The 23,562-nt window shown below is 62.2% G+C and carries 19 protein-coding genes; 9 read left to right on the top strand and 10 right to left on the bottom strand.

Translation table 11 applies throughout. The annotated features are described in order from the left end of the window. Positions 1–13: 13 nt before the first annotated feature. From BMW74_RS17525 to BMW74_RS17510, 4 genes are read right to left on the bottom strand one after another with little or no spacing between them, the layout of a single operon-like run. Positions 14–772: an amino acid ABC transporter ATP-binding protein gene (locus BMW74_RS17525; protein WP_093424215.1), complete on the bottom strand. Its 759-nt coding sequence runs from the start codon at positions 770–772 to the stop codon at positions 14–16. Continuing rightward, on the bottom strand, positions 765–1,427 hold the full coding sequence (locus tag BMW74_RS17520; protein WP_093424211.1) for an amino acid ABC transporter permease: 663 nt from the start codon (positions 1,425–1,427) through the stop codon (positions 765–767). The genes BMW74_RS17525 and BMW74_RS17520 overlap by 8 nt, the downstream gene beginning before the upstream one ends. Positions 1,428–1,437: 10 nt before the next feature. Then, on the bottom strand, positions 1,438–2,079 hold the full coding sequence (locus BMW74_RS17515; protein ID WP_093424208.1) for an amino acid ABC transporter permease: 642 nt from the start codon (positions 2,077–2,079) through the stop codon (positions 1,438–1,440). A gap of 51 nt (positions 2,080–2,130) precedes the next feature. After that, positions 2,131–3,009, bottom strand: a complete 879-nt coding sequence (locus BMW74_RS17510) for a transporter substrate-binding domain-containing protein (RefSeq protein ID WP_093424205.1) — start codon at positions 3,007–3,009, stop codon at positions 2,131–2,133. 274 nt (positions 3,010–3,283) lie between these two features. Here BMW74_RS17510 and BMW74_RS17505 point away from each other — a divergent pair, with 274 nt between their 5' ends. Together BMW74_RS17505 and BMW74_RS17495 are read left to right on the top strand one after the other, a co-directional pair. After that, positions 3,284–4,609, top strand: coding sequence for an omega-aminotransferase AptA (locus tag BMW74_RS17505; RefSeq protein ID WP_093424200.1), 1,326 nt, complete (start codon positions 3,284–3,286; stop codon positions 4,607–4,609). Between the two features lie 998 nt (positions 4,610–5,607). Further along, complete coding sequence (locus BMW74_RS17495; RefSeq protein ID WP_256562599.1) at positions 5,608–6,870, top strand: MFS transporter; 1,263 nt, start codon at positions 5,608–5,610, stop codon at positions 6,868–6,870. A 137-nt stretch (positions 6,871–7,007) separates the two neighbouring features. Here BMW74_RS17495 and BMW74_RS17490 read toward each other — a convergent pair whose 3' ends face one another. From BMW74_RS17490 to BMW74_RS17480, 3 genes are all read right to left on the bottom strand, one after another. Beyond that, positions 7,008–8,618: a gamma-glutamyltransferase family protein gene (locus BMW74_RS17490; RefSeq protein WP_093424191.1), complete on the bottom strand. Its 1,611-nt coding sequence runs from the start codon at positions 8,616–8,618 to the stop codon at positions 7,008–7,010. Between the two features lie 125 nt (positions 8,619–8,743). Next, positions 8,744–9,835 carry a polyamine ABC transporter substrate-binding protein gene (locus BMW74_RS17485; RefSeq protein WP_093424189.1) on the bottom strand — a complete coding sequence of 364 codons (1,092 nt, stop codon included), beginning with the start codon at positions 9,833–9,835 and terminating at the stop codon, positions 8,744–8,746. A 176-nt stretch (positions 9,836–10,011) separates the two neighbouring features. Beyond that, entirely contained in the window at positions 10,012–10,680 is a 669-nt protein-coding gene (locus tag BMW74_RS17480) for a GntR family transcriptional regulator (RefSeq protein ID WP_093424186.1), read from the bottom strand. 318 nt (positions 10,681–10,998) lie between these two features. On the opposite strand from BMW74_RS17480, the gene BMW74_RS17475 reads away from it, so the two are divergent. After that, on the top strand, positions 10,999–11,655 hold the full coding sequence (locus BMW74_RS17475; protein WP_256562597.1) for an MliC family protein: 657 nt from the start codon (positions 10,999–11,001) through the stop codon (positions 11,653–11,655). Between the two features lie 86 nt (positions 11,656–11,741). Here the strand turns inward: BMW74_RS17475 and BMW74_RS17470 are convergent, their stop codons facing one another. Next, entirely contained in the window at positions 11,742–12,377 is a 636-nt protein-coding gene (locus tag BMW74_RS17470; protein ID WP_093424182.1) for an NHL repeat-containing protein, read from the bottom strand. Positions 12,378–12,415: 38 nt separating this feature from the next. Beyond that, complete coding sequence (locus BMW74_RS17465; protein WP_093424179.1) at positions 12,416–13,630, bottom strand: helix-turn-helix domain-containing protein; 1,215 nt, start codon at positions 13,628–13,630, stop codon at positions 12,416–12,418. 383 nt (positions 13,631–14,013) lie between these two features. On the opposite strand from BMW74_RS17465, the gene BMW74_RS17460 reads away from it, so the two are divergent. The 6 genes from BMW74_RS17460 to BMW74_RS17435 all read left to right on the top strand — a co-directional run bounded on the left by BMW74_RS17460 (position 14,014) and on the right by BMW74_RS17435 (position 22,132). After that, positions 14,014–14,694 (top strand): lipopolysaccharide core heptose(II)-phosphate phosphatase PmrG, encoded by a 681-nt coding sequence (locus BMW74_RS17460; protein WP_371911769.1) that lies wholly within the window; start codon positions 14,014–14,016, stop codon positions 14,692–14,694. Between the two features lie 293 nt (positions 14,695–14,987). After that, positions 14,988–16,637, top strand: a complete 1,650-nt coding sequence (gene arnT, locus BMW74_RS17455) for a lipid IV(A) 4-amino-4-deoxy-L-arabinosyltransferase (protein ID WP_093424176.1) — start codon at positions 14,988–14,990, stop codon at positions 16,635–16,637. Positions 16,638–16,658: 21 nt separating this feature from the next. Further along, the gene (locus tag BMW74_RS17450) at positions 16,659–18,173 is read left to right on the top strand and encodes an ArnT family glycosyltransferase (protein ID WP_093424173.1); all 1,515 of its coding nucleotides are present in this window, start codon (positions 16,659–16,661) and stop codon (positions 18,171–18,173) included. A gap of 245 nt (positions 18,174–18,418) precedes the next feature. Continuing rightward, the gene (locus BMW74_RS17445; protein WP_093424168.1) at positions 18,419–19,435 is read left to right on the top strand and encodes an iron ABC transporter substrate-binding protein; all 1,017 of its coding nucleotides are present in this window, start codon (positions 18,419–18,421) and stop codon (positions 19,433–19,435) included. Positions 19,436–19,439: 4 nt separating this feature from the next. Then, positions 19,440–21,041 (top strand): ABC transporter permease, encoded by a 1,602-nt coding sequence (locus BMW74_RS17440; protein WP_093424159.1) that lies wholly within the window; start codon positions 19,440–19,442, stop codon positions 21,039–21,041. Continuing rightward, the gene (locus BMW74_RS17435) at positions 21,038–22,132 is read left to right on the top strand and encodes an ABC transporter ATP-binding protein (protein ID WP_093424156.1); all 1,095 of its coding nucleotides are present in this window, start codon (positions 21,038–21,040) and stop codon (positions 22,130–22,132) included. The genes BMW74_RS17440 and BMW74_RS17435 overlap by 4 nt, the downstream gene beginning before the upstream one ends. Positions 22,133–22,194: 62 nt before the next feature. On the opposite strand, the gene xerC is transcribed toward BMW74_RS17435, so the two are convergent. Beyond that, on the bottom strand, positions 22,195–23,070 hold the full coding sequence (xerC, locus tag BMW74_RS17430; RefSeq protein ID WP_175479251.1) for a site-specific integrase: 876 nt from the start codon (positions 23,068–23,070) through the stop codon (positions 22,195–22,197). Positions 23,071–23,562 lie beyond the last annotated feature (492 nt).

Genomic DNA, 23,562 nt, shown 5'->3' with positions numbered 1-23,562 from the left:
GTAACCCCCGGCGCTAGTTCATCAGCTCCAAAAACTTCCTGACGCGATCGGTATCGGGGTTGCTGAAGAATTTCTGCGGCGTGGCCTGCTCGATGATTTCGCCCTTCTCCAGAAACACCACCTGATCGGAAACGGCTCGGGCGAACTCCATTTCATGGGTCACGACAATCATCGTGTAGCCTTCGGCGGAGAGGTTTTTCATCACCTGCAGGACCTCTCCTACCCGCTCAGGGTCGAGCGCCGACGTCGGTTCATCAAAGAGGATGACCTCCGGGTTCATCGCCAGGGCGCGCGCAATGGCAACCCGTTGCTTTTGACCGCCCGACAGGGTGAACGGATACGCCTGCGCCTTATCCGCCATCCCCACCTTTTCCAGCAGCTCACTGGCCTGCTTCAACGCTTCGGCCCGATGCACGCCCTTGACGCGCATGGGCGCTTCCATGACGTTCTGCAGCACGGTGAGGTGTGGCCAAAGGTTGAACCCTTGGAACACCATCGCGGTTTTAGCGCGAATCGCGGCCAACTCGCGTTGGCCCATGGCCTTGCCGGCGTCGTTTACCCCAATACGCTGGCCGGCAATCTCGATCCGGCCTTGATCCGGCACTTCAAGCCAGTTGATGCAACGCAACATGGTCGATTTACCTGAGCCGGATGAACCCAGCACGCTGACGACCTCACCTTTTGACACAGTGAGGTTCACCCCCCTGAGGACCTCGATGCCGCCAAAACACTTGGACAAGCCTGAAATCTGTACCGCTGCATGTTCATGCATGTTCAAAACCTCGCTGGACGCCTTGGGTTCCCGCACGTCTCAAGCCCAGATCCATGAGCATGCTGAGGATGATGTAAAACGCGATGCTGACAATAAAGGCCTTGGTCGGAATGAAGTAGCTCGACTGCACGGTGTTCGCCGCGGCCGTCAGCTCCTGCACCGTGATGATCGACAAAAAGGACGTGTCCTTCATCGCGTAGACCATCTGGTTGCCGATCAGCGGCCGCGAACGAAACAACAATTGCGGCAAGACAATATGCAGGTACATCGGCAACGGCCTGAAGCCATGGGCCTTCGCCGATTCGACCTGGCCCAGTGGCAGGGTCAATCGGTTGCCACGCAAGATCTCCGCAAAGTAGGCGCCGTGATAGAGCGCCAGCGCTATCGCACCGGCGGTCCAGGCATCGATGCGAATACCATACTGCGGCAAGCCGTAGTAGATCAGATAGACCAGCACCAGGAATGGCACCATGCGCATCACGCTCATGTACAAGCGACAGGCCTGCCTGACCCACAGGCCGCGATCCAGGAAGTAGTTGGCCATGCAACCGATCAGAAACGCTCCGCTGAACGACAGTGCGAACAGCAGCGCGGTATTGCCAAGCCCCTTGAGAAAGATGTCCCGGGACTGCCAGATGATTTCCCATTCACTCATGATCGTCCCCTCACATGGCCAGCCGATTGGCTTTGGTTTCGGCAAGCGCCTGCAACTTGAGCAGGCTGCCGATGATCAGCATGTACAACAGCGCGGCCGCCAGAATCGGCGGCAGCGGTTCGTAGGTCACCGAGGTGATGCGATTGGTGACCCGGGTCAGGTCGACAATCCCGATCACCGCGATGGCCGGGCTCGCCTTGATCAGGAACGACATCTCGTTAACCAGCCCCGGCAAACTGCTGATCATCACCTGCGGGAACATGATCCGGCGGAACGACACCCAGGGCGTCATGCCACTCGATAGCGCGGCCTCACGCTGATCCTTGGAAAACCCCAGGAAGGCCGAGCGCCAGATTTCCGCGTTGAAGGCGGCGGTGTTGACGGTCAGCGCAATGATCGCCGCCGCGTACCGGTTCATCTCGATGCCGAACGTTGGTGCAGAAAGGAACAGGAACAGCGTCAGCGTGACCAACGGCGTTGCTCGGGCAAACGTGACATAGATCCCTAGAAGGGGGCCGAGCAACGGCACCCGAGACATCCTGCCAGCGGCAATGAATAGCCCGAACACTACCCCCAGCGCGATGGCAACCGCGGAGATCCACAAGGTGGTCCAGGCCCCCTCGAACAACAATAACCAGGCTTCGTAATTCATGAAGCGCCTCCACACAAGCACACAAGAATCGAACGTGACGTGGGAAACGCGTTACTGGATGCCCGCCAGCTCATGGAACTGGTCGACGCTGGTAATGGGCCCGGTAGGCAAATCGGCAAAGGACTCGCCAAACCATTTGGTTTGCAGCGCGGCCAGTCGGCCATTCTGGCGAACCGTATCCATGAACTGGGTGTAGAACTGCAGCACTTGCGGGTTGTTTTTTGACACCGGCCACGCGTTGAAGCCGCCGGCGGTCACCGCAAACCCTTTCTCGAAAAGGTTGCCGCGCACTTTGATCAGGTCGTTCACCCCAATCAGCGAGTTGATGACGTATTCGACCCGACCGTTGGCAAGGTCTGCGTAGGCTTCCGGATAGGTCTGGTACTTGACCACTTGGCCGATATCACAGCCGGCGCCCTTGAGCATGTTGACCAGCTCTGGCAAGCGCGCTTCAAAGGAACTGCCGCCCTGCACGCCCACCGGCTTGCCGCACAGGCTCTTGATGTCCTGGGTGATGCCGTTGTCGCGCTTGAGCTTGACGAAGTAATGCTGGGCGGTGGCGAACGGAGGGGCAAAATCGAACACCCGTAAACGGTCATCGGTGACGATGGCGCCCGTGAAGGCGACGTCATATTGACCCGCGGAAACCGACGCCAACAACCCGGTCCAAGGCAGGATTTCCTGGCGCACATCAAAGCCTTTCGCCTTGGCGAACGCCTTGAGATCAATGAGCAACTCGTTGTGAAAGCCCTCAGGCTTGCCGTTGACGACAAAGTTGTAGGGCGCGTAGTCGTCCTCTGTCGCGACGGTCATGTAACCGCGTGCCTTGATCTGTTCGAGGTCCGCCCGAGCACTCAGTGTGCCTAGCGTTGCAATCACAGCAAGGGTCACGCTCACCAAGCCTTTGGCTTTCTGCAGCTTCGTTTTCATTGTTTTTCTCCAAGCTCGTTAAAGGCACGTTGTGGTTTGTCTGGGATGGACAATAAGAGTCATGGGCGCTGGGCAATAGAGCCACTTTTTCGGTCTGCGTATAGCCAATTGGAAAGCCCCCAGAACCGCGCGCGACCCGCTATCCCGCGTACTGATACGGGGCGGCGCGGATGCTGGATGGCCCTAGCCAGTCAGCAAAAGTGGCTCTATGCACCCATTGCGGGCTTGGTTAGCTTCTCTGCGTCCACGACCATGAATCCCGGAGGAACGCGCCATGAATACCCCACTGACCCAAGCACAACTGAACTCTTACTTCATCGGCTTCACCCCCAATCCCCTGTTCAAGCTCAAGCCACGCCTGATCGTCGGTGCCCAAGGCAGCTACCTGCACACCAGCGATGGCAAAAAGGTATTCGATGGTTTCTCAGGCCTGTGGTGTTCCGGCATGGGGCATGGCCATCCGAAAATCGTTGAAGCGGTACAGAAGCAGGTGGCCCAACTGGACTATGTCTCGGCGTTCTACATGAGCCATCCAGCAGCGTTCACCCTGACCGAGAAAATCGCCGCGCTTGCCCCGGACCCTCTCAATCACGTGTTCTACACCACGGGCGGATCCGATGCGGTCGACAGCGCGCTGAAGCTCGCGCTGGGTTATCACCGCCTCAAAGGCAACGCCGGACGGACTCGCATGATTGGCCGCGAGCGCGGTTACCATGGCGTGGGGTTTGGCGGCATATCGGTCGGTGGGATGGTCGGCAACCGCAAGATGTTCTCGACCCTGACCCTGCCGGGCGTCGATCACCTGCCGCACACCTACAGCCACGAGCACATGGCCTTCACCCAGGGACAACCCACCTGGGGCGCGCACCTGGCCGACGATCTCGAGCGTTTGGTGGCGCTGCACGATGCGTCCAACATCGCGGCCGTGATCGTCGAGCCCATGGCTGGCTCCACCGGTGTACTCGTGCCGCCGGTAGGCTACCTGCAACGCCTGCGCGACATCTGCACCCGGCATGGCATCCTGCTGATCTTCGACGAAGTGATCTGCGGTTTCGGGCGCATGGGGGCCAACTTTGCGGCACAGCGCTTTGGCGTGGTCCCGGACATGATCACCTTCGCCAAGACCGTCACCAACGGCACCCAGCCGCTCGGTGGGGTCATTATGTCCAGCGAGATCTACAACACCTTCATGGACCAACCGGAGTTCACCAACAACGTGTTCCACGGCTATACCTATTCCGCCCACCCGGTGGCGGTGGCCGCTGGCCTCGCGGCGTTGGAGGTGTTTTCCAGCGAAGGCGTCGCCGATAAGGTGCGCGAGAAGGAGCAGGTGTTCCAGGCATTGCTGCACTCCCTGAAAGACGAGCCGAATGTCATCGACATCCGCAACATCGGCTTCTCCGGCAGCGTCGAATTCGCCAGCATCCCAGGACAGCCAGGGATTCGCGGACACCGCATCACCGAGGCACTCTACGAAGCAGGCTACTACTTGCGCTGGTCGGGGGATCAAGCCGTCTTTGCACCGCCGTTCGATGCCACTGTAGACGAGCTGGAAAGCTTGGTCGAAGCGTTGCGCACCTGCATCCGCGCCAACGCCTAAGCGTTTTCAGCCGATCAAAAGGAACCTGCGACAGGTTCATCCCGACCAGCTAAAACACCCAACCGGTGGGAGCGAGCCTGCTCGCGAACGGGGGCTGTCAGTCGACATCGATGGTGACTGACACTCTGTTTTCGCGAGCAAGCCCGCTCCCACGCGGGTCCTCAGCGAATGTAAATCCGGCGCTCGACACGGATCCCCGTGGGAGCGAGCCCGCTCGCGAAAGCGGTGGGTCCGTCAATGATGATGTTGACTGTGCCGACCTCTTCGCGGGCGAGCCCCATCCTGGTCCACGGCGAACACACATCCGGGGAGCAGCTCAATTCCTTGTAGGAGCGAGGCTTGCCCGCGAAGGCGGTAAGCCTGACAACATCGATGTTGAATGGGCTGGCCGGTTCGCGGGCAAGCCTCGCTCCTACGGGCTCAACCCAGGTTCCTGCTCGCGATGGCGGTGACGAGCGGCATGGCTAAGACGGTTGCTCCCACCAAAAGCAAAACCACCACCAGACTCCCAGCCACCCCACCCTGCCCTTCACCACTCAACAGGCCGAGCGGTAGCTCGCCTGCAGCTCTTGATCCACCCGCCCCTTCGGTAGGCTGAGCGAGGGGCCGAACGCTCGGGGCGAGACCTTTTGGTTCCTTTGGGCTGGGCCGGCACTCCGGCGTTTGCCAAAAGGGACTCGCCGTAAGGGCAAAACCATCAGCAGCCGTTACCGCAGCAACGGATATGTACACCACCCGCATAGGCCGCCTTCGCCGGCAAGCCGATCTCGCTCCCACAAGGAGCAGTAAGTGAGCCATACCTCCCAGGTATCGTAGCGCACCAAAACGATATTAGACCCAGGCAAGCATCCAACTTAGCTTGTGACGCTGCGGGCTTTGCCTGCGCACAAAAACGATAAAAAATGCCTTTGATCGGAGCGTCCATGAGTACTCACTATTCCATACCCGAGCTAATCGACAGGACTCGATTAAGCGCTTTTCAGTGGCGAGTCTTTGGCTTGTGTTTCCTGGTCGCCATCCTCGACGGATTTGATACCCAGGCGATTGCCTTCACCGGTCCCTCGATCACCCAGGCATTCGGACTGGGCCCTGGGGCGTTAGCCCCGATCCTGACCGCCGGCATCGTCGGCATGGTGCTCGGCGCCATGACGATGGGCTTGATGGGCGATAAATTTGGCCGCAGGCCTGTGATTATCGGCTCGGTGGCCTTGTTTGGTCTCGCGTCCCTGGCGACGGCATTTGCTCAGACCACGGACCAGATCCTGGTGCTGCGATTTATTGCCGGGCTCGGAATGGGCGGGGCGACACCCGTGGTCCTTTCCCTGGCGGCCGAATACGGCAGCGCGAAACACCGTGGCACGATCATGACCACCGTTTTGCTCGGGCTACCGGCCGGTGCCATCCTTGGGGGCCTGTTGGCCGCCAAAATGCTGCCCACCATTGGCTGGCAAGGCATCTTTGCCGTCGGCGGTATCGTCCCACTGCTGCTGATGGTGGTCCTGATAGTTGCCCTGCCGGAGTCGTTGTACTTTTTAACCCGGCACCGCCCTGTGGCCAGTCGGCACAAGATCGAGCACATCGTCACAGCCATCACCCACAGCCCACTACCGGCCAACAGCACGTTCAGTGTCCCGGAGATGGATGTAAAAACCCGCGTGACCTCCCTGTTCCGCGGCGGACTCGCGCGCAATACCGTGGGCATCTGGACCATCTACCTGTTCAACTGGGTGGCCTGGTTCATGTTCCTGTCCTGGCTGCCCACCGTGCTCAAGGCCACCGGGCTGCCCGTGGACCAAGCACCCATGGGAACCGTTGCGGTCAATGCGGTATTTGTCCTGTGCGCCATTCCCCTGTCGATCATGTTGCCGAAGGTCAACACCCGGCTATTGCTGCTCGCCCTGTTCCTTTTCGGCATTGTCCTGTGCCTCGGACTGGCCAACAGCGGCGACAACTGGACACTGGTGTTCATCCTCGCCGGCTGTGCGGGCTTGGGTATTGGTGGTCAACAAATCGTCTTGAACTACATGGTTGCCCAGGCCTACCCCACGGCCTTGCGTGCCACCGCGACCGGCTGGGCGATTGCCCTGGGTCGAGTCGGGGCCATTATCGGCTCGGCCAGTGGCGGTTGGTTTCTCGAACACGGCGGCCCGGCGGGCTATTACATGGCGCTGGTCGTGCCCCTGGTCATTGCGGCGTCAGGACTCATGATCATTCGTACGCAACCGGGTGCACAGCCCGCGCAGGCCGTTGCCGCGCATTGAGTTCGAAGCAGCGCGTGTCAGGACTCCTCGCTACCTAATGAACAACGCCCCTGTCGAAGGGGCGTTGTCGCTGATGGCAGGTCTGTGTGATCCGGTTGCTGGGTGCGCGTGGCGGCGCTCAATGCTGTGCTACCTCCTCACCACACCGCGATATGTGAATCAGCCCGCGGCTCCGTGCCGCCACACAACACGCCGCTGACCGGGTCGCGAATGATGATTTGCCCGCGTCCGTAGTCCGTCAGGTCGCTGGCGATCTCCACCTGATGCCCGCGTCGGGCCAAGGCGTTGGCCAAGTCCCGTGAGGCGCCCTGTTCGATGCCCACCTTCATCCCGCCCAGCCACTGCCAGCGCGGTGCATCGAGGGCCGCTTGTGGGTTAAGGCCGAAGTCCACCAGGTTCATGACCATCTGCACATGCCCCTGCGGCTGCATATAGCCGCCCATGACGCCGAATGGGCCGACCGGCTCGCCAGCGCGACTGAGGAACCCCGGGATGATGGTATGGAAGGTCTTCTTGCCCGGGGCCAGGCAGTTGGCATGGCAGGGGTCGAGGCTGAACTCCTCCCCTCGGTTCTGCAGGGCGATACCGCTGTCGGGCAGCACCACGCCCGAGCCGAAGCCGTGGTAGTTGCTCTGGATGAACGACACCATGTTGCCTTCGGCGTCCGCCGTGGCCAGGTACACCGTGCCGCTGGCGTGGGGGTCGCCATGCTGTGGCGGTTGGGCGCGTTCGCCGATCTGTTCCCGGCGCCGCGTGCTGTAGGCCTCGCTGAGCAGGTCGGCCACCGCCACGCGCATGTGCAGCGGGTCGGTGATGTAGTGCAAGCCGTCGCTGTAGGCCAGCTTCATCGCTTCCAGTTGGCGGTGCCAGGTGAGCTGGCTGTCGCGGTGATCGAAGTCCATGCCCTTGAGGATGCTCAAGGTCATCAGCGCCACCAGGCCTTGGCCGCTCGGGGGAATCTCCCACACGTCGTAGCCGCGGTAGTTGATGCTGATCGGCTCCACCCACTGGGCGCGGTAGTCCTTCAGGTCGCTGGCGCGCAGGTAGCCGCCCGTGGCGCGGGAGTGGCTGTCTAGACGCTCGGCCAGTGCGCCACGGTAGAAGCTTTCGCAGGCGCTATCGGCCAGTTCTTCCAGGGTCCGGGCCTGGGCCGGGTTGCGGAACAGTTCCCCGGCCTTGGGGGCACGCCCCTCGATCAGGAACGTGTCGAACCACGGCTCAAGCACTGCGTCGCGATGGGGGCTGAACTCCTCCAGGGCCACCTGCCATTGATGGGCGACCACCGGCGACACCGGGAAGCCGTCGCGCGCCAGGCTGATGGCCGGCTGCAACAGCTGGGCAAAGGGCAACTTGCCAAAACGCTTGGATAACTCGGCCCAGGCCGAGGGACAGCCCGGCACGGTCACAGGCGTCCAGCCGTAGGTCGGCATTTTGCCGTGACCGGCGCCCTGCACGGCGTCGATGCTCAAGGCGGCCGGCGCATGGCCGTTGCCATTGAGGCCATGCAACTGGCCCTGGGTCCAGACCAGGGCAAACGCATCACCGCCCAGGCCGCAGCCGGTGGGTTCGACCACCGTCAGGGCCGCCGCGGTGGCAATCGCCGCATCGATCGCGTTGCCGCCCTGGCGCATGATCTCGATGCCGGCCTCGGCGGCCAGCGGTTGGGAGGCCGCGACCATGCCGCGCCGGGCGAACACGCTCTGGCGCTGCGAGGGATAGGGATACTCGTGGGCAGAAAAACTCAACATGCTCAACACTCGTCAAAACGCTTATTCATGGGTTGGACGCTGTTCACTCAAGACCGCAACACCCCGTGGCGAGCACGCTCGCTCGCCACGAGTGGGTCATCGCATCCCGGTGGACAGCCTTCCATTCATTGACCGGACTTGATCCGGTTCCACTCCCGGGTGATCAGGCGCTGGATGTTGTCCGGCAAGTCGGCGGACACGAACGCGTGGCTGATGACCTCGTCACTCGGGTAAATCCCCGGGTTGCCGCTGACCTTGGGGTCCATCAGGGCGGTGGCGTCCTTGTTGGGGTTGGCGTAACCCACGTAGTCGCTGACCGGCGCGATGACTTCGGGGCGCAGCAGGTAGTCGAGCAATTTATGGGCGTCGGCGACGTTGCCGGCATCCTTGGGAACGGCCAGCATGTCGAACCACAGGTTCACCCCTTCCTTGGGAATCAGGTAGCGGATGTCCATGTGTTTCCCGGCTTCGCTGGCGCGGGTCTGGGCCTGCATCACATCGCCCGAGTAGCCGATGGCCACGCAGATGTCGCCGTTCGCCAGGTCGGCGGTGTACTTGGAGGAACTGAAGTAGGTCACCGAAGGCTTGAGCTGGGTGAGCAGCGCCGACGCCTGCTTGTAGTCGTCAGGCCGGGTGCTGTTGGGGTCCAGGCCCAGGTACAACAGGGCTTGCGGGATGATCTTCACCGGCGCATCGAGAAAGGCCACGCCGCAACTCTTGAGCTTGGCCAGGTTGACGGGGTCCAGGACCATGGACCAGGAATCCAGCACCGCGTCCTTGCCCAACACGGCGCGAACTTTCTCCTCGTTGTAGCCGATGCCCACCGTGCCCCACATGTACGGGATGGCATAGCGGTTGCCGGGGTCGGCCGCTTCCAGGCGCTGCATCAATCGCGGGTCCAGGTGTTTCCAGTTGGCCAGCAGGTCACGTTGCAACGGCTGGTAGGCCCCGGCGCGGATCTGCTTGGACAGGAACTGGCTGGATGGCACCACCACGTCATAGCCCGAGTGCCCGGACAGCAACTTGGCTTCGAGCATTTCGTTGGTGTCGAAGATGTCGTACTGCACCTTGATGGCGCTGTCCTTCTCGAAGTTCTTCAAGGTATCGGGCGCAATGTAGTCGGACCAGTTGTACATCTTCACCACGGGCTCGGCGGCTTGGGCGTGAGTCAGCGAGGTGGCCGCGCACAGGGCGATGGCCAGGGAGGATAAACGCATCTTGAACTCCTTGATGAGGGGGTTGGCTGGAGCGGTACGACGGGAACGCGGCACTCAATTTGTGGAGTGAGCCCGCTCGCGATGAGGCCAGCACATTCACGTTCAATGTTTACTGATCCATTGCTATCGCGAGCAGGCTCGCTCCCACGGGTGTGTTGGTGGCCCTAGGGCCGTTTCTATGTATCCGCCTGGAGAAAGGCAATCAGTTCCGGCACGGTGCCTTCGATGTGCTCGCGCACCACCGCTTCAGCGCGGATCGCATCGCCGGCGCGCAGGGCATCGAGGATCAACGCGTGTTCCTGGCGGGCGCTCAGGGGCTTTTCGACGTGCTGCAACCACAGGCGCATGGGGGCTTCGATCAGCGAATACAGCGCCGCAATCTGCTTGACCAGCCGGGGCCGGCCACTGAGGTTGCACAGGTACTCATGGAACGCCCGATGGCGGCGCACCCACTCGGCGCTTTCGTCGCGGTAGTCGTCCATCTCGTCGAGCAAGCGCTCCAGGGCCGCCACCTGGCGCACGGTGATCTTGCTCACGGTCACGCGCATGGCCAGCCCTTCGAGGGCACTGCGCATCTCGAACACCTCATGCAGTTCATCAATGTTCAGGCCACTGACGATAGCGCCGCGATTGGGGCGCAGCATCACCAGCCCCTGGGCGTCGAGGCGGCGCAAGGCTTCGCGCACGGGCATGCGGCTCATGCCGATTTCACCGGCGATATCGTCGGCGATCAGGCGCGCACCGTTGGCGTAGCGACCGCAGCAGATGGCTTCGAGAATGAAGCTGTAGGCCTCCTCCTCGGCAGTGACGGGTTGGCGTTCGGCAAAAGCGCTGGCAGGCTGCATGTCATGACCTTTTGTATTTTTGTATCCAATTATCCACGGATGCATAAAAGCAAAATGCGCGCCATTGCCTCGCCAAAAACTCAAGCTATTGATTAAGCAGATAATTGCCCGCTACGCGTAACGCGATGAAGCGCGCGTAACACCTCACCGTGCTACTGAAACGCCCAGGCATGCGCCCAAAAGTGACACACCGCCTGTGGCGAGCGAGCTTGCTCGCCACTCGCTTTCTTCGACATCCGGAGGCCTTTCTCCCTGCTTTACCCTCACCTTTTCGCCACAGCCTTCTAACCTGTAGAGACCTGAATCGAGTGAACTGCAATGAACGCGGCCAAGCGCATGTGCACCTGCCTGCTCGCTGCCAGTACCCTGGCGGCCCTTGACGGCAGCCGTGCCGAGACCTTCACCCCGGCCCCCACGACCAGCTTCAACTGCGCCACGACCACGGCAGTCATCGAGAAACTGGTGTGCCGCGATCCACAACTGCTGCGCATGGAAAAGGAACTGACGCGCCTGTACCGCCTGGTGCTCACCGACGTGCACGCGGTACCGCCGCCGGACAAGGTGGTCGACGCCCAGCAGTTCTGGGCCCTGGAACGCAACCAGTGCGCCGCCCAGGCACAACCCAAGTCGTGCACCCTCGCCCGCTATGCCGAGCGGGCCTATCAGTTGCGCCAAGGTTCGGCCATTGCCCGGACCAAGGACCCGGACCGCCTCACGGATGGCCCCGTGGCGTTTCGCTGCGCCGGCCTGAGCGTGCCGCTGGCCGCGACCTTCTTCCGGGCCAGGCCCGATGTGGTCTACCTCAAGTGGGGCGCCAGCTCGGCCAGCCTGATCCAGATGCCCAGTTCGGCGGACCAGCGCTACACCGGCACCGACGGCCTGGGTGAGTACAGTTTCTGGTCCAGCGGCAATGACGCGCTGTTCCAGAAGCCCGGCAGCGGGGAGACCCATTGCACGGCCGAGCCCACCCCGTAGCACGACGATCAAGCCCGGCAGCGCAGACGTGGCAGGCGTGTGGAAAGCCCTGCGGCGAGCAGGATCGCTCGCCACAGGTGGCGGGTTCAGCGAGGTCGCCGGACGGCCCTGAGTTCGCCGTGCCAGCCGCCGCCGCAGTAGAACGTGTCGCCCCCATCGGACTCCAGGCCCGAGACCACGACGCCGGCCGGCATTTCGACCGTTTCCAGGACTTCGGCGGTGTTGGGGTCGATTCGCCGCAACTCGCTGCATTGCTCGTCGGCGTCCCAGGTGCCGTGCCAGAACTCGCCGTCGACCCAGGTCACGCCCGTGACAAAGCGATTGGACTCCAGGGTACGCAGGATCTTGCCGCTCGCGGGGTCGATCTGGTGGATCTTGCGGTCGCGATACTGGCCTACCCACAGCGTGCCTTCGGCCCAGGTCAGCCCCGAATCACTGCCGCCCGGCGCCGGGATGGAGCCCAGGATGCGCCCGCTGTGCGGGTCGATTGTATGGATCTGGTTCTCGGCGATCTGGTACAGGTGCTGGCCATCGAAGGCCGTACCGGCATCGGCGGCCATGCTGAACTTGAGCTGGGGCTGATCGTCCTGCGGGTCCAGGGTATTAAGCCCTGCGTTGCTGGCGAACCAGACGCGCTCACCGTCCCAGGTCACGCCGTGCACACCTTCAATCCCGGCAAAGGGCCCGTATTCACGCACAATTTTGGCTGTTGAACGTTTCATGCTGACATTCTCCTCGTGGGTGGGTGAGTACAGGCTAATCAGTAAGACCACGGCAGCGGGAGTAACAAAGTCGTCGCGAATCCAGGCACGGGCGGCGTCGCCCAGCGCCTCACCCGCCCGCGGCCGAAGGCCTGCACCTTGCCGGCCGCGGCCAGGCTGTCCAACGCCCGTTGCACGCTGCGTTGGCTGACACCCAGGGCCAGGGCCAGGGCGGAACTGGACCAGGACTCGCCGTCCATCAGCACCGCCAGCACCGCCGTGTGGGGGCCGTCGACCGGCCAACCCAGCACCGCCACGTCAGCGGCCTGCGGCACCAGGGCGAAGCCGCGCGGGGTTGCGATCAGGCTCGCCAGTGGCCGCAACAATCGCCGCAGTCGACCGATTTCCACGCGCAAGCGCGCCCGCTGGGATTCGTCTGGATGCGGCAGGCGAAACACCTCGGCGATCAGGGTTTCCCGGGTGACGGCCTCGGGCCAGTGTTGTCCCACCATCGCCAGCAGCGCCAGCAGCACGGGCCGGCCAGCGAGGGAAACCACCACCCCCGCGTGCTGTACCAGTTGCCGACGCAGGTCCAGCACCAGGGCGCCCGAGCCCAGCAACGCTTGCACCTGCTCCAAGCGCACAAGCTGCGCGTGCCCCCCACGCATCAGGCGCGCCGCCGGGGCATCGAGGAGCTGCCAGGCGCTTTCGACTTCCCCGCGCAGCGCCGGGATCGCCGCACGGTGGGCCGCCGATGTGGCCCGCCGCAATGCCGTGCGCGCCGCTTGGCCATCTTGGCGCCTCAGGGCGATCCCGGCGACGATCAGGGCGTGGATGGCCTGCAAGGCCGCAGGCAGGGACTCCGGATCGAATTCAGCCAGGCGCCGCTCGGCCTCATCCAGCCGGCCGATCAACAACAAGCGACGCAAGGTGAGATAGCGTCCATGGGCTGCGTTGATGCGGTCGCCCTGGCGCTCAAGGGTGGTGCAGGCCGCCTCCAGGGCCTTGGTCGGCCACCCCAGGTCGCGCGAGGCAAAGGCGATCTCCGCCTGCGCGACGGCACAGCGGGCACGGGCCACCCGTTCATGGGGATCAAAGGCCCGCGCCGATTTTTCGAGCAAGGCCCTGGCGCGGGCAAACTCACCGAGTTGCGCCATGGCGATGCCACGCAACGCCAGCGCAGGCGCATCCTCGCGCAGGGCGACACGGTCCAGCGCCGCCAACGGGTCGCCTGCGGCCAACGCACGTGCGGCGGCGGTGATCAGGGCATCCATTTCAAGTGCGTACTCCCAACGGTCGATGATGGGGCCGGGGCGCCTCAGCTTCTCTTAAACCCAACGCGTTACAGTGTATGTAAGCTAAATCCGAGAGATAAACCCGCCCCTAAACTTGCGTCTTCAAGAGATTAATTGAAGGTATGCACATCATGTAATAACTGCATGCCGTGTGCGCTGGCGATGTCACTTAATTGAAATGATTTGCAACTGTATATGCAGCGTTATTTTCGTCATCGAATTTTTCACATCCGTTTCACTTCTCCCCCACCTGCTACCTTCTACATTCCCCTCACAGATGGGCCATGGGTTGTTTTATTTGGACTGCCTTTGCTTATCGGTACTCATATTTATTGATCAAGGATTACTGACTGGTGAAAGGCATGGTGAGCCCCGCATTGCCCATGGCGCCGTCCCGGCAGCCCATCAAGCGCAAGTTCATGAAACTGGCGCTAGTGACAGGCGTCGTGCTTGTCGGCGCGCTGGTGATGGGGCTGGTCTGGTGGACAAGATCCCCCGTGTTGCTGGCAGATGGCAATCAACTGGCAAAGTCCCAGCTTTTCGAGCACTGGCAAGCGGGCGAGATTGCCGTGCTGGTGCGCCACGCCGAGCGTTGCGACCAGTCGACCAACCCTTGCCTGGGCCCTGCCGATGGCATCACTCAAGTCGGTAGCATGGCTTCCACCGACGTGGGCCACGGGTTCAATGGCCTGGGCATGGAGCGGGCGGACGTGTTCAGCAGCCCCGCCACGCGCACCCTGCAAACCGCGCAGTACATGTTTGGCAAAGAGGCCGCCAAACAGGATTGGCTGGTGGAATGCGGCAAGACCATGCGCGACGACGTCGTGGCGCACAAGACCGCACATCGCAATCTGGTGCTGGTGACGCACAGCGGTTGCATCAGCGACTTCGAGGCCCAGACCGGCTTCAAGCATGCCGCGACCAGCCAATACACCAGCGCACTGTTCGTTTCGATCACAGCCGAAGGGCAACTGAAGGTACTCGGAACGATCAACTCCGCAGACTGGAGCACTGTGCTGCGTCAACGCGTTGCCACACAGTGAGCGTCATCCGGCAATTGAACTAGAGTTGCCTGTGTAGCAGGGACGTCATAGATCCTTACAGCAACCGGACAGGTTGTGCTTCGTAGACTCATCCCTTTTATATGTAAACACTTTGCCTGCCAGAGGGTAACTCGCTGCGCGAGCGTTCGCGCCGGGGAAAGTTACGCACTTTACTGTCATTCAATATCAAGGCCGTCTCATGAAGAGCACCCGTAAACCTATCTACCATCAGCATTGCGTGCGCCTGCCGGGCACTGGCAAGCGTCCAGTCAACCACAAGGAGTGATGGGTAAATGATCAAGCGCTGGGGTTTACCTTGCCTGCTGCTGGCCTTCGGCCTGTTCTACCTGCTCCCCCTGATGACCCACGGCCTGTGGATTCCCGATGAACCGCGCTACGCGCAGATCAGCCAGGAGATGTTGCACAGTGGTGACTGGGTCTCTCCACACTTCATGGGCTTTCGCTACTTCGAAAAACCGGCGGCCGGCTACTGGATGATCGCCATCGGCCAGGCCATCTTTGGCGAGAACCTGTTCGGGGTACGGATTGCTTCGGCGCTCAGCACCGGCTTGAGTGTCTGGCTGGCCTACCTGATTGCCCGTCGTCTATGGAACGATCCGCGCAAAAGCTTCGCGGCCGCCCTGCTCTACATGAGCTTTGGCTTGGTGGCGGGCCAGGCCGGTTACTCCAACCTCGATCCGCAATTCACCTTATGGGTCAACCTGAGCCTGGTTGCACTGTGGTTCGCCCTGGACAACCGCAGTGTGCGTGGCAAGCTCGGCGCCTGGGCATTGGTGGGCCTGGCCTGCGGCATGGGCTTCATGACCAAGGGCTTTCTCGCTTGGCTGCTGCCGGTAGTGGTGGCCGTGCCCTATATGATTTGGCAACGGCGCTTTGGTGAACTGCTGCGCTATGGCCCGGTGGCACTGGTGGTGGCGATTGTCGTCAGCTTGCCCTGGGCCCTGGCGATCCACAGCCAGGAGCCCGACTTCTGGCGGTTCTTCTTCTGGAACGAGCACATCCGCCGTTTCTCCGCCGATGACGCCCAGCACACCCGGCCGTGGTGGTTCTTCGGGCCGATCATGGTGGTGGCGTGCCTGCCGTGGGCGGCGCTGCTGCCCTCGACGCTGGCCCAGGCCTGGAAATCCAAAACCCAGGCCGGTACCGGCTTCCTGTTGCTGTGGCTCCTGGTGCCCTTGGCGATCTTCAGCCTGAGCAAGGGCAAGCTGCCGACCTATATCATGCCGTGCCTGCTGCCACTGGCGTTGCTGATGGCCAACACGCTGATGGACAAGGTCAGCCAGGCACACGGCCGGGCAATCCGCATCAACGGCCTGCTGAACGCGGCCATGGCGTTGGTTGCGCTGATCGTCTTGATCTACCTGCAATTGACCCGCGAACTGTTTGAAAACACCGAGATGTTTGCCCTGTCCCTGGGCTTCATCGTGCTGGTCGGCTGGATCCTCGCCAACGCCTTGCAAGCCCTGCGCCCACTGGTGTTCTGGGGCATGCCGGCGCTGGGGATCTGGTTGCTGGTGGCGCTGCTGCCCGCGGCGATGCCGGCCACGGTGGTCAACAGCAAGATGCCCGACCAGTTCATTGCCGAGCACCTGCCGGCGCTCAGTGAAACCTCGTCCCTGCTCAGTAACGACCTGGGTGCGGCGTCGGCCTTGGCGTGGCGGGTAAAGCGCTCCCAGGTGGACCTGTACAACACCGTTGGCGAGTTGAAATACGGCACCTCGTTCCCCGAAGCGCAGTCGCGCAAAGTGGACATGGCCGGGGTCCAGCAATGGATGACAGAGGCCCGTAAAAAAGGCTCGGTCGGTGTGGTGATGCGGGTCAACAATGTTGCCGAGGAGCAGGAAGTGGCGCTGCTGCCTATCGATGGCCAGCGCTATCGACGCGGCAACCTGCAGATCCTGATCTTCGCGAAACAACCCTGACCCTGGCACCGGACGATCCCCATGACCTCGCGGCACAACGACACGCGCGCGCTACTGATCCTGCTGGCCGCCTCGGCACTGTTGCTACTACTGGGCTTGGGCAGCCGGGAGCTGTGGGGCCCGGAGACCCGCTGGGCCAACATCGCCGTGCAGATGCTGCAAAGCGCTGACTATTTCGACCCATACCTCATGGGCGGCGCCTACTACGACAAGCCGTTGCCCTCCTACTGGCTGATTACTGCCGCCAGTTGGTTCACCGGCGGCCTGGGGCACTGGTCCCTGCGCCTGTCTTCGGTGATTGCCGCCTGGCTGAGTGTCTGGTTGGTGTACTTGATCGGTGAACAGCTGTTTCGCCGTGGCACCGGCCTGATCGCCGGCTGGATGTTGGCCACGACCTTCTACTTCGTGTTCTGGGCGCGGGTGGCGACCGCCGATATCCTCACGGTCTGCGGGGTGTTGGCGGCGATCTGGTGGTACTGGCGCGGGCCGGACGACACGCGACTCAGTCGCTACTGCGTGTTCTTCCTGTTGTTGTCGATCACCTCGCTGTTCAAAGGCTTGATCGGCTTCATCCTGCCAGGCCTGGTGTTGCTGCCCCATCTGTTGCACGACGGGCGCTGGAGACGTCACCTCAACCTACGCCTGTGCGCCGCGTTGATCGTGGGCGCGGCGGTGTATGGGCTGCCGTTCGTGCTGTCGCACTTCTACGGTGCACCTACCTACGGCCAAAGCGGCCTGGGGCTGGTGTTCCGGGAGAACGTGGTGCGCTTCTTCCAGCCGTTCGACCAGTTCGGGCCGATTTACACCTACCTGATTTACCTGCCGGTCTACACCCTGCCCTGGGCCCCGTTCTGGCTGTTGGGGCTGTGGGTGGCGGCGCGCAACTGGCGCGGCCTGGAGCCAAACGCGCGCTGGTTGGTCTGGAGCCTGGGCTTGCTGTTTCTATTCTTCACCGCCAGTGGCAGTCGCCGCAGCTACTACGTGTTGCCGCTGGTGCCGTTCGCCCAACTGCTGGCCGCCTGGTGGGTCACCCGCCAGTGGGATCAAGCGCGGGTCGGTCGTGGCTGGCGCATCGGCTTCGGCGTGGCCGGCGCGCTGGTGTTGTTGGTGCTGGGCATCATCGCGCCCTGGAGCAACGGCGGCGGTGGCGTGATGCAGTTCGGCGACGACGTCAAGGCCCAGGCCAGCCGGATCGCCCCGTGGAATCAATGGCGCATGGTCATGGTCGACGTCGACAACAAAGTGCCGATGTACCTGCAAAACCACGGCGCCCCGTTCTACTACGTAGCCGCCTCCCAGGACTTTCCCCGCCAGGGCAGCAGTGCGCAGTTCATGGCCTGGCTGGAGCACACCAGCGGCCAGACGTGGAACCCCCGGCGCACCATCATCGTCGCCCACTATCGTCGCGGCGAACCGCTGCCATTGGACTACCTGGGGACCGATCACCAGGTGGTGGTGACCCAGCCCGATAACGGCGAACGCTTGCTGCACCCACGCACCGACGCCAGCGTGGCATTCATTCCAACCCTTCCCTAGGCGCTGCCCAGAGGTCGAACGCCATGTCCGTGGTGTTCGACTTTTTTTGCTTCTAAATGCCAGAATCTAAATACGAACAACACTTATTAAACATTCTTTTAATGTTTTTTTCTCATCCGCCACCCTAAATTGTCCGCCAGGGTTTGCGAATGATTCGCATTGTTTGGCGAGTCGTACGCAATGCCGCAGGAACACCTTCAAGGCTCGCCCATCCGATTCTTAAACTATTTTGCTGGAGCTTAATAATGAACCCTCGCCTTCCTTCGTTTCTAAAGACCGCGTTGCTGGCAACCGCATTGCTGGGGGCTGGCCATGCCTATGCCGCGTCCGACAGTGAAGGCATCGTCGTCTACAACGCCCAGCATGAGAGCTTGACCAAGGCCTGGGTCGAGGGCTTTACCCGCGACACGGGAATCAAAGTCACCCTGCGTAATGGCGACGACAGCGAAATGGGTAACCAACTGGTCCAGGAAGGCAGCGCCTCTGCGGCGGACGTGTTCCTCACCGAGAACTCCCCGGCCATGGCGCTGGTGAGCAACGCCGGGCTGTTAGCGCCCGTGGCATCCTCGACCCTGGAACAGGTCGGTGCAGCGTATCGTCCAGCCCAGGGCAAGTGGGTGGGCATCGCGGCGCGCTCGACCGTGTTTGTCTACAACAAAAGCAAGCTGACCGAAGCCCAACTGCCCAAGTCGCTGATGGACCTGGCCACGCCCGCCTGGAAAGGTCGCTGGGCCGCGTCACCAGCCGGTGCGGACTTCCAGGCCATCGTGGCCGCCGTGCTCGAACTCAAGGGTGAAGCCGCCACCCTGGACTGGCTCAAGGGTATGAAAGCCAACGCCACGGCCTACCGTGGTAACAGCGCGGTGCTCAAAGCAGTCAATGCCGGGCAGGCCGATGCAGGCGTGATCTATCACTACTACGCCTTCGTCGATCAAAACAAAACCGGCGAGAACAGCAACAACACTGCGCTGCACTACTTCAAGCACAAGGACCCGGGGGCATTCGTGAGCATTTCCGGTGGCGGCGTCCTGGCCTCCAGCAAGCACCAGCAAGAGGCCCAGGCATTCCTCCAGTGGATCACCGGCAAGAATGGCCAGGCGATTCTCGAGACCGGCAACTCCTTCGAATACGCCGTTGGTAAAGGCGCGGCGTCGAACCCCAAACTGGTGCCCCTGGCGCAGTTGGACGCACCGGCGGTGGATGCCTCCAAACTCAACAGCAAGAAGGTGGTCGAGTTGATGACCCAGGCCGGGCTGCTGTAAGTCGATGAGCGAGCCCTTGGTATTGAAGGACATCGCTGGGGTTGCGCCAGCAACCCCCATTGGCGGCCGGGCGTCGCGCCGGCGATCCGGCGCCGCGCGCGGGGTGGTCGTGGTATCCATTGCGGTGTCGTTGCTGGCGCTGTTGCCGCTGGCGTTCGTCATCGGCATTTCGATCCAGACCGGCTGGGCGACTGTCGTCCAGTTGGTGTTCCGTGCGCGGGTGGCCGAGTTGCTGATCAACACCTTGCTGCTGGTGCTGATCACTCTGCCCCTGTGCATTGTGCTGGGCGTGGCGCTGGCCTGGTTGACCGAACGTAGCGACTTGCCGGGGCGACGCCTGTGGTCGGTGCTGGCAACCGCACCGATTGCGGTGCCGGCGTTTGTCCACAGCTATGCGTGGGTCAGCCTGGTGCCGCCCATTCACGGCTTGTTCGCCGGGGTCCTGGTCTCGGTGATCGCCTACTTCCCCTTCCTGTATCTCCCGGTGGCGGCCACCTTGCGACGCCTGGACCCGGCCATCGAGGATGTTGCCCAGTCCCTGGGACTCAAGCCCACGGCGGTGTTCTTCAAGGTGGTGTTGCCGCAGTTGCGCCTGGCGATCTGCGGAGGGGCGTTGTTGGTGGGCTTGCACCTGCTGGCCGAGTACGGCTTGTACGCGATGATCCGATTCGACACCTTTACCACGGCCATCTTCGATCAGTTCCAGTCGAGCTTTAACGGCCCGGCGGCGAACATGCTGGCCGGGGTCCTGGCCCTGTGCTGCCTGGCGCTGCTCTGTGTCGAGGCGGCGGCCCGTGGCCACGCCCGTTACGCGCGCGTGGGCTCCGGCAGTGCCCGGACACAGCGTACTCATCGACTCACGGGATGGCGCAAAAGCCTGGCACTATCGCTGCCGGTCATCACCAGCGTGCTGGCCCTGGGCGTACCGTTGGTGACCCTGGGGCAATGGTTGATCGCCGGTGGCCTGCAGGTGTGGCGCATGGCCGAGATTCTGCCGGCGCTGCAACAGACGTTCTTGCTGGCCAGCGCCGGTGCGCTGATCACCACGGCCGCGGCAGTCCCCATCGCGTGGCTGTCGATCCGCGCGCCCGGACGCCTGCAACGCGTGCTGGAGAGCTGTAACTACATCACCAGTTCGCTGCCAGGCATTGTGGTGGCGCTGGCCCTCGTCACCCTCACCATCCATATCGCCCGACCGCTCTACCAGACCCTGGCCACGGTGCTATTGGCCTATCTGCTGATGTTCCTGCCCCGCGCCCTGGTCAGTTTGCGCGCCGGTATCGCCCAGGCCCCGGTCGAGCTGGAAAACATCGCCCGCAGCCTCGGTCGCTCGCCAAGCCAGGCGCTGTGGCGGGTAACCCTGCGCCTGGCGGCCCCCGGTGCGGCGGCGGGCGCGGCGCTGGTGTTCCTGGCAATCACCAATGAGCTGACCGCTACCCTGTTGCTCGCCCCCAGCGGCACCCGCACCCTCGCCACCGGTTTCTGGGCCATGACCAGCGAAATCGACTACGCCGCGGCGGCTCCTTACGCACTGATCATGATCCTGCTGTCGCTACCGCTGACCGCCCTTCTCTACCACCAATCCAAACGTACGGCTGGCCGATGAACGCTCTCGAACTCAATGCCCTCCACAAGACCTTCGGCAACGTGACTGCACTGGACCACGTCAACCTGAGCGTGCCAGCCGGCAGCCGCACGGCGATCGTCGGGCCTTCCGGCTCGGGCAAGACCACCCTGCTGCGGATGATCGCCGGCTTCGAGTTTCCCGATACCGGCAGTATCCAACTCAGCGGCCAGACCCTGGTCGACGCCACCACCCAGGTCCCGGCGCACCAGCGCTTGATCGGCTACGTGCCCCAGGACGGCGCACTGTTCCCGCACATGACGGTGGCTGGCAACATCGGGTTTGGCTTGCCTGGCACCGCAGCGTCCAAGCAACAGCGGATCGCGGAGTTGATGGAAATGGTCGCCCTGGAGACCCGGATGGCCAACCGTTGGCCCCATGAGCTTTCCGGTGGCCAGCAGCAACGTGTGGCCCTGGCGCGGGCCCTGGCACAACGGCCGCGCCTGATGCTGCTGGATGAGCCCTTTTCGGCGCTGGATACCGGTTTGCGCGCGACCCTGCGCAAGAGGGTGGCCACGTTGCTGTCGGAGGCAGGGATCACCACTGTCCTGGTGACCCACGACCAGGCCGAGGCGCTGTCCTTTGCCGATCAACTGGCGGTGATGCGCCAAGGTCGACTGGTTCAGGCCGGGCAACCGATGGACCTGTACCTGCGGCCCGTCGACACCCAGACCGCTTTGTTCCTGGGGGATGCGGTGGTGATGCCGGCCCAGGTCGACGGCGGCTGGGCCACCTGCGACCTGGGGCGCATTCCGGTCAACAACCCGGATCACCGCGGCGCCGCCGACATCATGTTGCGCCCCGAGCAACTGCAGGTGGTGCCCGACACCCGCGACAGTCGCCACGTCAACGGCTGCCTGGGAGTCATCACCGACCGCGACTTCGGCGGCAACGTCTGCACCTTGACCGTCGAGTTGCACCCACAGGTGTGTGCGGTGAGCGGGCAGACCACCCACCGCTCGTTGCTGGTGCGCAGCTCCGGGCTTGGCGCACCGCCGACCGGCAGCACCGTGCACATTTCAACGCTGGGGGATGCCCATGTCCTGGACACATCGAGCGAGCACAGGCGCTGAACTGAAATTAAAGTAGTACTTTATAAATACTATATAATTCATTGTTTATTAATGATTTTAAATCAAAGATCAAACCGATCCACTGCCCGGCGCCGCTCGTTGTCGTCACGCACGTCGTAGCTGGCGGTGGTCTGGATATTGCTGTGGTGCGCCAGCTTCTGCGCAATCGACAGGTCGTGCTCTTCGATCACCCGGGTGATGAACGAGCGACGAAAATCATGGGGCATGATTTTCACCCCGACCTGGGCGCCGCGTTGCCGGGCGATGTAGTAGATCGCATGCTTGGTGATGCGCTCGCGGGTGATATGACTGCCCCGGCGAATGCGATTGAACAGGAAACCATCGTCCGCCTGCCCCGGCGCCAACATCGAGCGCCGCAGCTCAAGCCAGGCCTGCAGCTTGGCGAACGCCCAGCTCGGGGCGTACTTGATCAACTGCTTATTGCCCTTGCCTGTCACCTGCAAACTGCGCTCGGCAAAGTCGACTTGCGCCAGGTCCAGGTTGACCGACTCGGACTTGCGCATCCCTGAACCATACAACATCGCGATGATTGCAGCATCCCGCAGGCCCTGGGGGCGCGGGTCGGCGTCGCACACCGCCATCAAGTCGTGGATCAGTGTGCGCTTGAGGTTGCGGCCCTGGGACAGCCGCGTGCCCGCGATGCCCTTGACCGAGCGCATTTTCAACAGGTGTTCCTGGCTGATCAAGCTCATGCGCCAGGCTTCGTTCATCACCCCGCGCACGGCGTTGACGTACAAGGAAGAGGTGTTGGGCGCATACCCGTCGCGGCGCAACGTCGCCACCAGGGCGATCACATCCTCAGGTTGCAATGCATGCCAGGGAATCTCTTCTATATTCAGCTCATCAAAACCCAGGCGATCGGCCGCATCCTGAAGCACATAGCGCATGGTGGACTGGCTCGACGGTGCCAGGCGCATCAGGTACAGGCTCAGGGGATTGGGCTGGCGGGCAGGCGATTGGTGTGTATCAGGTAACTCGAACACGCTGAAGGAGCCTTTAAAGTGGGTCAACAGGGCACTGCTTTGGATTCAAGCCTATTAACGGTCGAACAGCGTAACTGGAATTGTTTTCATTACTAACACCCTATGTAGCACGCAAGCGTTTTCCCAGATCTCTGTGCTCGGGTAGAAAGCCTGAACAGTTGCTGTAAAAGATTAACTAAAACAATTCGGACACTGCTTTTTCATGTCGCTTTCACATTTTCGCGCTTAATCTCTGCGCATCTGTATTGAGTCACTCGAACGGTTCCACCCTGCCAACCCCGCCGAGCAGCACCAATTGATGTATTGGTTCACATTTGCAGGCTAACAGATTGATATGGTTTTGGTTTATTGAACTACGCTGTCATGGAGGATGCGCGCAAGCCCGGCTTGGTGCTCATTCAAAGGTTATAGCGGTTGTTGCTACTT

Source organism: Pseudomonas sp. ok272, from assembly GCF_900109995.1.
Lineage (GTDB): Bacteria > Pseudomonadota > Gammaproteobacteria > Pseudomonadales > Pseudomonadaceae > Aquipseudomonas.
This window is presented reverse-complemented; position numbering and strand designations above follow the sequence as displayed.